Origin of the sequence: Flavobacterium sp., from assembly GCF_030146175.1 — a bacterium.
Lineage (GTDB): Bacteria > Bacteroidota > Bacteroidia > Flavobacteriales > Flavobacteriaceae > Flavobacterium.
In genome coordinates this window covers 1-11,603 of the sequence record NZ_JASLCE010000123.1, presented here as the reverse complement: position 1 = coordinate 11,603, position 11,603 = coordinate 1, and the positions used below count along the sequence as shown (strand labels likewise).

At 39.7% G+C, this 11,603-nt stretch carries 11 protein-coding genes; 6 read left to right on the top strand and 5 right to left on the bottom strand.

The window, feature by feature from the left end; all coding sequences use genetic code 11:
* Together Q1R07_RS14055 and Q1R07_RS14050 are read right to left on the bottom strand one after the other, a co-directional pair.
* Positions 1-449 (bottom strand): response regulator transcription factor (locus Q1R07_RS14055; protein ID WP_300491464.1); only part of this gene is annotated, 449 nt, incomplete at its 3' end.
* Positions 450-509: 60 nt separating this feature from the next.
* On the bottom strand, positions 510-2,126 hold the full coding sequence (locus tag Q1R07_RS14050) for an ABC transporter substrate-binding protein (RefSeq protein WP_300491462.1): 1,617 nt from the start codon (positions 2,124-2,126) through the stop codon (positions 510-512).
* Positions 2,127-2,303: 177 nt separating this feature from the next.
* On the opposite strand from Q1R07_RS14050, the gene mtaB reads away from it, so the two are divergent.
* Positions 2,304-3,632, top strand: coding sequence for a tRNA (N(6)-L-threonylcarbamoyladenosine(37)-C(2))-methylthiotransferase MtaB (gene mtaB / locus Q1R07_RS14045; protein ID WP_300491460.1), 1,329 nt, complete (start codon positions 2,304-2,306; stop codon positions 3,630-3,632).
* Positions 3,633-3,702: 70 nt separating this feature from the next.
* Here the strand turns inward: mtaB and Q1R07_RS14040 are convergent, their stop codons facing one another.
* A complete protein-coding gene (locus Q1R07_RS14040; RefSeq protein ID WP_300491458.1) occupies positions 3,703-3,984 on the bottom strand; it encodes an N-acetyltransferase in 282 nt (93 codons plus the stop codon).
* 146 nt (positions 3,985-4,130) lie between these two features.
* Here Q1R07_RS14040 and Q1R07_RS14035 point away from each other — a divergent pair, with 146 nt between their 5' ends.
* Complete coding sequence (locus Q1R07_RS14035) at positions 4,131-4,817, top strand: alpha/beta hydrolase (RefSeq protein WP_300491457.1); 687 nt, start codon at positions 4,131-4,133, stop codon at positions 4,815-4,817.
* Positions 4,810-5,706 (top strand): lytic transglycosylase domain-containing protein, encoded by an 897-nt coding sequence (locus Q1R07_RS14030; RefSeq protein ID WP_300491455.1) that lies wholly within the window; start codon positions 4,810-4,812, stop codon positions 5,704-5,706. Before Q1R07_RS14035 ends, Q1R07_RS14030 begins: the two co-directional genes overlap by 8 nt.
* Here the strand turns inward: Q1R07_RS14030 and Q1R07_RS14025 are convergent.
* Together Q1R07_RS14025 and Q1R07_RS14020 are read right to left on the bottom strand one after the other, a co-directional pair.
* The gene (locus tag Q1R07_RS14025; protein WP_300491453.1) at positions 5,703-6,398 is read right to left on the bottom strand and encodes a redoxin domain-containing protein; all 696 of its coding nucleotides are present in this window, start codon (positions 6,396-6,398) and stop codon (positions 5,703-5,705) included. The genes Q1R07_RS14030 and Q1R07_RS14025 overlap by 4 nt on opposite strands.
* Before the next feature lie 141 nt (positions 6,399-6,539).
* The gene (locus Q1R07_RS14020) at positions 6,540-7,055 is read right to left on the bottom strand and encodes a DUF2892 domain-containing protein (protein WP_300491451.1); all 516 of its coding nucleotides are present in this window, start codon (positions 7,053-7,055) and stop codon (positions 6,540-6,542) included.
* Positions 7,056-7,306: 251 nt separating this feature from the next.
* Between Q1R07_RS14020 and rpmH the strand changes: the two genes are divergently transcribed.
* The 3 genes from rpmH (at position 7,307) to Q1R07_RS14005 (ending at position 11,477) form a co-directional block, all read left to right on the top strand.
* Entirely contained in the window at positions 7,307-7,468 is a 162-nt protein-coding gene (gene rpmH / locus Q1R07_RS14015; protein ID WP_026979292.1) for a 50S ribosomal protein L34, read from the top strand.
* A gap of 100 nt (positions 7,469-7,568) precedes the next feature.
* Positions 7,569-10,421, top strand: a complete 2,853-nt coding sequence (gene carB, locus Q1R07_RS14010; protein ID WP_300491449.1) for a carbamoyl-phosphate synthase large subunit — start codon at positions 7,569-7,571, stop codon at positions 10,419-10,421.
* A 99-nt stretch (positions 10,422-10,520) separates the two neighbouring features.
* Positions 10,521-11,477 (top strand): ion channel, encoded by a 957-nt coding sequence (locus Q1R07_RS14005; RefSeq protein WP_300491447.1) that lies wholly within the window; start codon positions 10,521-10,523, stop codon positions 11,475-11,477.
* Positions 11,478-11,603 lie beyond the last annotated feature (126 nt).

Sequence of the window (11,603 nt, the reverse complement as noted above, 5' to 3'; positions counted from 1 at the left end):
AGTGTCAGTTCGGTATTGTTTACGCTAACGGTGCGCTGTTCGGGCGAAAGGGTAATGTTGTTCCAGTGAATCAGGTTATCGCCGTTATGACTTTTTCTCCGGATAGCCGATTTAATTCGGGCATGGAGTTCGGCCAGATGGAACGGTTTGCTCAAATAATCATCGGCTCCGATGTCCAGTCCTTTGACTTTATCGTCTACCGAGTCTTTGGCCGAGATAATGATAATTGCCTCTTTTTTATGTAATGCTTTGATTTCCGAAATTAAATCGAGTCCGTTTCCATCCGGTAGCATAATATCTACGACGACGCAATCGTATTCATAACAACCCAGTTTATCGAGTCCGTCGTTAAAGTTAGCGGCCGTTTCCACGATAAATTTTTCTTTTTCAAGCGATTGTTGGATGACTTCACGAAGTCCTTTTTCGTCTTCTATTATCAGGATTTTCATTCGTTTCAAAGGTAATGATTACATAAATGGACGCAATTTAATCCGCGATTTGGGAAAGAATTAGGAATGATCCGGTAGCTTTTTTACTTTTTTCAGTTGTAGCAGGTTTAACGGATTAATTCCCAGGTTGACTACATTTTTACGGGTGAATCGCGCGACTCTGTCATAAAATAAAGGAATGATTGGCGCTTCATCGATGATAAGCGCATCCATTTCGCGGTATAGCTCATTTCGCTTGGTGATGTCGTTTTCCAAAAATGCCTTTTCATACAAAGCGTCGAAAGCAGCACTTTTAAAGTGGGTATAATTCGGACCGTTTGGTGCAAAATTCTTACTGTAAAACAACGAAAGATAATTCTCTGCATCGGGATAATCGGCGATCCAGCTCGCACGGAAAAACGAAACTTTTCCAGTCGCAATCGCCTGTCGTAACGTAGCCGGTGGTGTTACGTCTACCTGAACATTCAGACCGATTTTTTGCCATTCCCGCTGTAAATATTCCGTGATATCAATATAGGTAGCGTTGGTCGACAAATAGACAGTTGGATTCGAATTGCCGGTCGCTTTTTTATAATCGGCGATTAATTTTCGCGCTTTTTGCAGATCGTAATCATAACCTTTCAGATTGGCATAACCCGGTAATCCGGCCGGAATAATACCACTGGTAGCCGGTGTTCCCATTCCGTTACGCAGGTAAAGGATCATCTTTTTTCGGTCGAAACCATAATTCATCGCCTGGCGGATTCGTTTGTCCAGTATGGTTTTATCCGTACCATCCATACGGAATCCAAGGTATTCGGTATTCAGGTAAGCGCCGGTTATCAGATTAATATCGTTTTGGTATTTGGGCTGTAAATCGCCTTTTTGAGTTAAAATTTCGTCTTTATAGGAAGGATCCAGTCCGGAAACAAAATCCAGCTTACCTTGTACAAACTGTAGAAATCCGCTTTGTTTGTCCGGTAAAAACGTAACAGCAACGGCTTTCAGATAGGGAAGTTGTACGCCTTGTTCGTCTTTTTCAAAATACAACGGATTTTTACGCAACACCAGTTTGACGTTTTCTTCCCATAATTTGAACTGAAAAGGACCGGTTCCTACAGGTTTGGCCCGAAAATCATAACCCGGAGTTTCGACGATTTCTTTTGGAACTACCGATGCGTATTTCATGGACAACAATCCTAAAAACGCTGGAAACGGTTTTTGTAACGTGATTTCGAATATACTGTCGTTTTTAGCTTTCATATCGGCTACGGTTTGCAGAATCCAGCCACCGGGTGACGCGACTTTTTCATCGCGCAATCGTTTTAAACTGTATTCGAAATCAGGAGCGGTAACGATTCGGGTACTGTCTTTTCCGAAAAGTGCATTTTTATGAAAATAAACATCGTTGCGAAGGGTAAACGTATAGGTTTTTCCATCGGCCGAAATCGTCCAGCTTTTGGCAATATCGGGCTGAATATGCAAACTGTCGTCCAATTGTACCAGTCCGTTAAAAATTAGATTGCAGGGCCAGATTATCGCCTGACTCTTGGAAAAAGCCGGATCAAGGGAGCTGATATTGGCACTTTCGTTATAACGGAAAACCAGATGATCCTTGTCTTCGGTACTGTTTTTACCACAGGAAACCATCAAAAACAAAAGACAAAAGGCTGATATGGAAAAGATTATTGATCGCATTGAGAAAAATAGGTTTCTGTTTAACCGGTTGTTGTAAAGTCTTAATATAATGTGAATTAGGAATATAAATCTCCCAATGGATTTTACCAAACCGAATTTTGTATGTAACTTTGCAAACTCTTTTTTAAAAAGATGTAAATATAACTAAAGTTACTACTTTATAGGTAGCTTATCATTATGGAAAACAGAAAAAAAGTTGCTTTTTATACATTGGGATGTAAGCTGAATTTTTCAGAAACATCGACCATTGCGCGCAGTTTTCAGGACGAAGGCTTCGACCGTGTGGATTTTGAGGAAATAGCCGACATATACGTTATCAACACCTGTTCGGTAACGGAAAATGCGGACAAACAGTTCAAGCAGATTGTAAAGAAGGCGCTTAAGCATAATGATAAAGCATTTGTGGCAGCCGTAGGTTGTTATGCGCAATTAAAACCGGAAGAACTGGCGGCCGTAGATGGCGTGGATCTGGTTTTGGGAGCTACCGAAAAATTTAAAATTACCGATTATATCAACGACCTGTCGAAAAACGATATGGGCGAGGTACATTCCTGCGAAATTGAAGAAGCCGATTTTTATGTTGGAAGTTATTCGATTGGTGACCGTACCCGTGCGTTCCTAAAAGTTCAGGACGGATGTGATTATAAATGTACGTATTGTACGATTCCGTTGGCAAGAGGTATTTCCCGTAGCGATACGATGGAAAATGTAATGAAAAATGCCAAGGAGATTTCACAACAGGGAATCAAGGAAATCGTATTAACCGGTGTTAATATTGGTGACTACGGAAAAGGGGAATTCGGAAATAAAAAACACGAACATACTTTTTTTGAACTGGTTCAGGCATTGGATCAGGTAGACGGAATCGAACGTTTGCGAATCTCATCGATTGAACCGAATTTATTAAAAAACGAAACCATCGAGTTCGTGTCGCAAAGCCGTACGTTTGTACCGCATTTCCATATTCCGTTACAATCCGGAAGTAATACGATTCTGAAAAAAATGAAACGCCGTTATTTACGCGAATTATATGCCGACAGAGTGGCTAAAATCCGCGAAGTAATGCCGCATGCCTGTATCGGAGTGGATGTAATTGTTGGATTTCCGGGCGAAACCGACGAATTGTTCCTGGAAACCTATAATTTCCTGAATGAACTGGATATTTCGTACCTGCACGTATTTACCTATTCGGAAAGAGATAATACCGAAGCAGCCGAAATGGAAGGTGTGGTGCCGATGAATGTGCGTAGTAAAAGAAGTAAAATGCTACGTGGACTTTCGGTTAAAAAACGACGCGCTTTTTACGAAAGTCAGTTGGGAACCCATAGAACGGTATTGTTTGAGGGTGAAAACAAAGAAGGTTATATCCATGGATTTACCGAAAACTACGTGAAAGTAAAAACCCCGTGGAATCCGGAGTTGGTAAATACCTTACACGATATTCAGCTTACCAAAATAGACGAAGACGGAACCGTTCGTATGGACTTTGTAAACGTTCCGGTATAATAAAACACCTGTCAGGTGGGATAAATAAAAAAATGGCTGGCCTTATAACAAGACAGCCATTTTTTATAAATTATATTTTTATTCCCGGTGGTAATAATTCCTTATAAACGGGATTTTTTCTAAAAAAAGAAGTGATTTTAGGATGTGTCGGAACGACACGTAATCGTTTTTCTTCGGCGTTGTTCATGATGGCTTTTAAAAAAGCATCGATAGTTTCAGGGTCTTCCTTTTCGGTATGGTTCAGTTTGGTTAGAAAAAGCTTGCGTTCCTGAAGGGAATACTCCACTGTTAATAACCCGTTTTCAGTTTGATTTTCGAATTGGCGTAATAATTCGTTGTCTTTAATTTCCATGATATAGCGTATTCATAGGGGAGAAATAATTGATTATAATTTAACCCGGAATGTGATTGTAAAATCACCCGGAATGGATTATTTTTATACAAATTTCGGAAAAAAACATAAGATTCTACGTTAGTGAAGCGTTAAAACAGCAGATAATGAGCAAAATACCCGTTTATTTAATGCCGGGACTGGCAGCCAATCCTACCATTTTTGAAAATATAAAATTACCGGAAGACCAATTTGAAGTTCATTGGCTGGAATGGTTTTTGCCGGAATCAAAAGAAAGTTTGGAAGCGTATGCGAAAAGAATGGCCGAAAAAATAACGGACGAAAACCCGGTTTTGATCGGTGTTTCTTTTGGAGGTATATTGGTTCAGGAAATTGCCCGGATTATTCCGGTTCGGAAAACCATCATTATTTCCAGTGTAAAAACAAAAGTGGAATTTCCGAAACGAATGAAATTTGCTAAAACAACCAAAGCCTATAAATTGATCCCGACGGGTATGTTTGCGAATATAGAAGTGTTGGCCAAATATGCCTTTGGCGAAACAGCCCAAAGTCGGATCAAATTATATGAAAAGTTTTTATCGATGCGCGACAAACGCTACCTGGATTGGGCGTTGGAACAGGTAATCTCCTGGGATCGGAAAGTAGCCGATGACAAAATTGTCCATATTCATGGTGATGCCGATGAGGTGTTTCCGATAAAATATATCCATGATGCCATCATTATAAAAGGCGGTACTCATGTGATGATCATAAATAAATACCGCTGGCTAAATAGTCATTTGCCGGCTATAATTTTAGGAGAAAATACAATAAAAAATACGGAAGATGAATAAAGTGAAAAGAATGGCTATTGTAGCCGCCGTGATACTAACAAGTGGTGTTTTGGTTTATTGGACCAACGCCGGAACCGGGACGGATGTAGATGTGAAAAACCATGTGTATTTGCCGATGAATATCGATTTTGCGGGCGAAAGAGCACCCATGACGCTTTCGGATGTCAAAGAAAGAATGGATCGGGAACTTTTGGTCAATATAAATCTGCATGCAACTACAGCGTTGATCATCAAAAGAGCCAATCGCGCTTTTCCGGTAATTGAACCCATTTTACGACAGTATGGTGTTCCGGATGATTTTAAATACCTGGCCGTTATCGAAAGCGGACTAATAAATGCGGTGTCTTCGGCCGGAGCGAGAGGTGTATGGCAGTTTATGCCGGAAACAGCGAAGGAAAAAGGTATGGAAGTAACCGAAACCGTAGACGAGCGCTATCATCTGGAAAAGTCGACCGAAGCGGCCTGTAAATATTTGTTGTCAGCGAAAGAAAAGTTTGGAAACTGGACTTTGGCAGCGGCTTCTTATAACGGTGGGATGAACGGTGTAAACAAGCAAATCGATAGTCAGAAAGTAAGTGATTATTACGATTTGTTGCTTAATGATGAAACGGCGCGTTATGTTTTCCGAATTCTGGCTTTAAAGGAAATTATGACCAATCAGGCGAAATATGGTTACGATCTGCCGAAAGACGTGCTATACCAGCAAATTCCGGTACGAAAAATAGAAGTAACGGCCAATATCGATGATCTGGCTGCTTTTGCTATAGAACAGGGGATTAATTATAAGATTCTAAAAATTCACAACCCGTGGTTACGCGATAAAAAACTGGTGATCACGCCCAATAAAAAATATACAATCGATATTCCGTTAGAAGGCTATAAGCGTTAATTCTTGGCCAGTATCGGTGAATCGTTAGTATTTAAAAGACAGCTGAGGTTGTCTTTAAAAACTTTATAGTTGGCATCAAGTGCTTTGCTATACGTCGCTTTCGGAATAGGTTTGACTGTATTGCGCTTGATGGCAACAACGGTTCGGTTTTTGTCTAAATAATATAAGATCGGAAATCCCAGACTGTGTTTTAAGGTGGAAACCAGATACGCATCTTTATTGTAGGTTTCGTGAGCGTAACAAATCTGAATACGATGATCAAATTTTTTTGACAACTTTTTTAAATTCGATTTTCGATCCCAGTATAATACTATAAATTGGATATCGTTTCCATATTGTCGGGCCAGTTTGTTTAGTGCCGGGATTTCTCCTTTGTTCGGAACACACCAGGATGCATAAGTGATCAGGAAAATCGGTTTTTCAAAAGCACTGATCCGCTGTCGGCCTTTATGAAACCGCTTTAAGTTAAAATCGTCGAAAGTGGTACCTATGAGTTGGTACCGAACCAGGGAATCAAATAAAAAATTAGCACGATCTATATTGTCGTTTCGATAGGCCATATCCGACTTTTTGGAATACAATTTTAAATTCCGATGCAGGGTATGCGAAAACAAAATAGATTGGGTATCTTGAGCAGTGACTGTAGAAGATAGTAAGATAAAAACGATACTTGTAAAATAGAAGTTTTTCATAGGCAAATACTTTTGGGGGTACTTGTTTTTTGAAGCTAAACATCTATTTATAAAGATACGGACAATTTGAGAGAGTTGTGTAAAATGCATAAAAAAAACGCCTTTTTGGGCGTTTTTTCATGATATTTTTTAATTTTTGGATTACATTTTCTTCATCTGATCTTTCATCATCTTGATCTGATCTTTCAACATATTCTGTTTATCCAGTTTTTTAGCCTCGTTTAAAAGATTGGTCGCTTCCAGCTTTCTTCTGCGAGTCATGGCGATACCGGCAAGGTTTAATTTTGCCAATGCCAAATCCTGATCCATATTCAAACCTAATTCAATCGCTTTTTTGAAATATTTTTCAGCCGCTGATAAATTGGTTTGGGAAACCATTAATCCGTTTAAGTAGTTATAATATCCCTGTTGTTTGCGAACCAAAGCCGTTTCCGGGTTTTTGATATAAGCAAGCCATTTTTGAGCACCGGGGAAATCCTGTTTCCGAAGTTTTAAAAACGCTAGTAAAATAAACTCGTTTTTGAAATACAATAAAATAAAAATAGACGAAAGCAGTACTAAGAAAATTCCGTTTCCGATGTTGCTCTCTGTGAATTGCCAGATACCAAGCGCAATGATTAAAGCGGCTATAATCAGTTTAATATTTCTGTGAAACATAATTGTTTTTGTTTTAAGTTTGCAAATGTAATAAAATGAAACGAGTGGGCGAAATTAAGTTTTCCGAAGCCGGTTTACAAGCAAAAGCAGCTCGCAGTAACTGCTAAAGGACAAAGTAGTTAACAGAAATAAAAATATTTTTTTAAAAGGACTTGCCAGAAATAAAACTCTTTGTATATTTGCACTCGGTTTTGAAGCGAGAGAATTTCAAAGCTGATCCTATTTAAAAACACGATTTAAAGATAAAAGCAATGAGTAAGAGAACGTTTCAACCATCAAAAAGAAAAAGAAGAAACAAGCACGGTTTCATGGAAAGAATGGCTTCTGCTAACGGAAGAAAAGTATTAGCACGTAGAAGAGCTAAAGGAAGACATAAGTTAACGGTTTCATCAGAACCAAGACATAAAAAATAATGATTTTAGAAATCATAAATAAAGGTGTTACTCATTTAAGGTAACGCCTTTTTTTATATCTTTTCGTTAAAAATAAAATAACTACATACAACACAACACAATGCCTAAAGACAATTCAATAAAATCGGTTTTAATTATCGGTTCAGGGCCTATCGTAATCGGGCAGGCCTGTGAGTTCGACTACTCCGGATCGCAATCGGCACGATCGCTTCGCGAAGAAGGAATTGAAGTAATCCTGATCAATTCCAATCCGGCGACTATTATGACGGATCCCTCTATGGCCGATCATATTTATTTAAAACCTTTAACTACAAAATCCATTATCGAAATCCTAAAAGCACACCCGCAAATTGATGCGGTTTTGCCAACTATGGGAGGACAAACTGCCTTAAATTTATGTCTGGAAGCAGACGAAAAAGGAATCTGGCAGGATTTTAACGTACGATTGATCGGTGTTGATGTAAATGCCATTAATGTTACCGAAGATCGCGAGCAGTTTAAACAATTGCTGGCGAAAATCGAAATTCCGGTAGCACCGGCGAAAACGGCTAATTCCTTCTTAAAAGGAAAAGAAATTGCACAGGAATTCGGTTTCCCGTTAGTAATCCGTCCGTCATTTACATTGGGTGGAACAGGAGCTGCTTTTGTACATAAAAAAGAAGATTTCGACGATTTATTAACCCGCGGACTGGAAGCATCTCCAATCCATGAAGTGTTAATTGATAAAGCGTTATTAGGTTGGAAAGAATACGAGCTGGAATTATTGCGAGATAAAAACGACAACGTAGTGATTATCTGTACCATCGAAAATATGGATCCAATGGGAATCCATACCGGAGATAGTATCACAGTGGCGCCGGCGATGACTTTATCCGACAGAACATTCCAGAGAATGCGGGATATGGCAATCCTGATGATGCGAAGCATCGGAAACTTTGCCGGTGGATGTAACGTACAGTTTGCTGTTTCTCCGGATGAAAAAGAAGACATTGTTGCGATTGAAATCAACCCGCGTGTATCGCGTTCTTCGGCATTGGCTTCGAAAGCGACGGGATATCCAATCGCAAAAATTGCCACCAAGCTGGCTTTAGGGTATAGTTTGGACGAATTGCAAAATCAAATTACAAAATCCACTTCGGCCTTATTTGAACCGACTTTGGACTATGTAATTGTAAAAATACCACGTTGGAACTTCGACAAATTTGAAGGAGCCGACAGAACGCTTGGATTACAGATGAAATCCGTAGGGGAAGTAATGGGAATCGGACGTTCGTTCCAGGAAGCCTTACACAAAGCAACGCAATCGTTGGAGATTAAACGAAACGGATTAGGTGCTGATGGGAAAGGATATACCAATTACGATCAGATTATTGACAAACTGACCTATGCGAGTTGGGATCGTGTATTCGTGATTTACGATGCGATTGCCATGGGAATTCCGTTAAGCCGTATCCACGAAATCACTAAAATCGACATGTGGTTCTTAAAACAATATGAAGAACTATATGCACTGGAAAAAGAAATTTCCAAACACAATATCGACACCCTAACCAAAGAATTGTTACTGGAAGCGAAACAAAAAGGATTTGCCGACAGACAAATTGCGCATATGTTAGGATGTCTGGAAAGTCAGATTTACAAATTGCGTGAAGATTTAGGTGTAAAAAGGGTTTACAAACTGGTAGATACCTGTGCCGCCGAATTTAAAGCGCAAACACCATACTATTATTCCACTTTTGAAGCGGAAATCGAAAAAGCCGACGGAACCCGTTATGTAGATAACGAAAGCGTCGTATCCGACCGTAAAAAAGTAATCGTTTTAGGTTCCGGACCCAACCGTATCGGACAAGGTATCGAATTCGATTATTCTTGTGTTCACGGGGTATTGGCAGCATCGGAATGCGGTTATGAAACAATTATGATCAACTGTAATCCGGAAACGGTATCCACCGATTTCGACACGGCGGATAAATTGTATTTCGAACCGGTGTTCTGGGAGCATATCTACGATATCATCCGTCACGAAAAACCGGAAGGTGTGATCGTGCAGTTAGGAGGACAAACCGCCTTAAAGCTGGCTGAAAAACTCTCAAAATACGGTGTTAAGATCATCGGAACCAGTTTTGATGCTTTGGATTTAGCGGAAGACCGAGGACGTTTTTCGGAATTACTGGAAGAATTAAAAATTCCTTTCCCGAAATTCGGAGTAGCCGAAAGTGCCGAGGAAGCTTCAAAATTGGCGGATCAACTGGACTTCCCATTATTAGTACGTCCTTCTTATGTATTGGGTGGACAGGGAATGAAAATTGTGATCAACAAACAGGAACTGGAAGAGCATGTGGTAGACTTACTGCGTAAAATCCCGAATAACAAACTATTGCTGGATCATTACCTGGACGGGGCGATTGAGGCGGAAGCCGATGCGATTTGTGATGGTGAAAATGTATATATCATCGGTATCATGGAGCATATCGAACCATGTGGTATTCACTCCGGAGATAGTAATGCAACGTTGCCACCGTTTAACCTGGGTGAATTTGTAATGCAACAGATTAAAGACCATACCAAGAAAATTGCACTGGCTTTAAAAACGGTAGGACTTATTAATATACAGTTTGCGATTAAAGACGATACGGTTTACATCATCGAAGCCAATCCAAGAGCTTCACGTACAGTACCGTTTATCGCAAAAGCCTATGGCGAACCGTATGTAAACTATGCGACTAAAGTAATGTTAGGTGTGAATAAAGTAACCGATTTTGATTTTAATCCACATTTAAAAGGATATGCGATCAAGCAACCGGTATTCTCATTCAGCAAGTTTAAAAACGTAAACAAGGCATTAGGTCCCGAAATGAAATCAACAGGAGAAAGTATCCTGTTTATCGACGACCTAAAAGACGATCAGTTCTACGAATTGTACTCCAGACGAAAAATGTACTTGAGTAAATAAGAACACTATATTTTATAGAAAGCCTCACTTAAAAAGTGGGGCTTTTTTATTGAAGTAGCTTTCAAACTGATTTTTTATTAGCTTTACTTAAAAATTACTATGGCATTCCTAAAGCGTATCAGTTCCAGAGCTAAAGCAGATGAAAATACTGGCTTTGGGAGTAATGCTTCCATTTATGGGGCACGATTTGTAAACAAAGACGGAAATGCCAATGTCCGGAAAGTGGGAATCGGTATAACAGAACGTATCAGTTGGTACCATGCGATGATCGATGTACCACGCTGGAAATTTATGTTTATCATTTTCGCCTTTTACCTGATCGTAAATTTTATTTTCGCCTGTATTTACTTTGTGCTTGGTGTACAGCACTTACAGGGTATCAATGCGGTAACAGCAGTTGATCAGTTCGGACAGGCGTTCTTTTTTAGTGCGCAGACTTTTACTACCGTAGGCTACGGGCATATTAGCCCAACCGGTTTTATGACCAGTTTTGTGGCTTCGGTCGAAGCCTTATTCGGATTGTTGAGCTTCGCGATTGCAACCGGTTTGTTTTACGGAAGATTCAGTAAGCCCAAAGCCTTGATCCGTTTTTCGGATAATGCTGTCATTGCACCCTATAAAGAAGGGAAAGCCTTGATGTTGCGAATGACACCTTATAAGAATACCAACCTGATGGAAGCCGAAGCTAAGGCAACAATTGGATTAAGTCTGGAAGAAGATGGTAAAAAAGTCAATAAATTTTTTTCGCTGGATCTCGAACTGGACAAAATTAATATGCTAACGTTAAGCTGGACGTTGGTACATGCGATTACCGAAAATAGTCCATTATATACCTTTACCGAAGCGGATTATCAAAATCAGAAAGGCGAAATTCTGATTTTTGTCAAAGTTTTTGACGATATGTTTAGTACTACCGTTGTAAAGCGGACTTCGTATACCTTACGCGAAGTAATTTATGGGGCGCGTTTTTTACCGATGTTTGAAGCCGACCGCGATAGTGATGAGACGATACTGTATGTGGATAAACTGAACACCATCGAAAAGATACAGTTGTAATACGCAATCCGTATTTATTTCTTTAAAATATGATACTTTTGCAGTCTCAATGATGTATCGCCAATGAAGCCGACAACAATTTTTCTGATCACGCCACCTTTTACGCAGCTCAATACCCCATATCCG

What these genes read in the sequence shown, in the direction of transcription:
- Q1R07_RS14050 (WP_300491462.1), bottom strand. Translation starts at nt 2,126, where the DNA reads ATGCGATCAATAATCTTTTCCATATCAGCCTTTTGTCTTTTGTTTTTG.
- mtaB (WP_300491460.1), top strand. Translation starts at nt 2,304, where the DNA reads ATGGAAAACAGAAAAAAAGTTGCTTTTTATACATTGGGATGTAAGCTG.
- Q1R07_RS14040 (WP_300491458.1), bottom strand. Translation starts at nt 3,984, where the DNA reads ATGGAAATTAAAGACAACGAATTATTACGCCAATTCGAAAATCAAACT.
- Q1R07_RS14035 (WP_300491457.1), top strand. Translation starts at nt 4,131, where the DNA reads ATGAGCAAAATACCCGTTTATTTAATGCCGGGACTGGCAGCCAATCCT.
- Q1R07_RS14030 (WP_300491455.1), top strand. Translation starts at nt 4,810, where the DNA reads ATGAATAAAGTGAAAAGAATGGCTATTGTAGCCGCCGTGATACTAACA.
- Q1R07_RS14025 (WP_300491453.1), bottom strand. Translation starts at nt 6,398, where the DNA reads ATGAAAAACTTCTATTTTACAAGTATCGTTTTTATCTTACTATCTTCT.
- Q1R07_RS14020 (WP_300491451.1), bottom strand. Translation starts at nt 7,055, where the DNA reads ATGTTTCACAGAAATATTAAACTGATTATAGCCGCTTTAATCATTGCG.
- rpmH (WP_026979292.1), top strand. Translation starts at nt 7,307, where the DNA reads ATGAGTAAGAGAACGTTTCAACCATCAAAAAGAAAAAGAAGAAACAAG.
- carB (WP_300491449.1), top strand. Translation starts at nt 7,569, where the DNA reads ATGCCTAAAGACAATTCAATAAAATCGGTTTTAATTATCGGTTCAGGG.
- Q1R07_RS14005 (WP_300491447.1), top strand. Translation starts at nt 10,521, where the DNA reads ATGGCATTCCTAAAGCGTATCAGTTCCAGAGCTAAAGCAGATGAAAAT.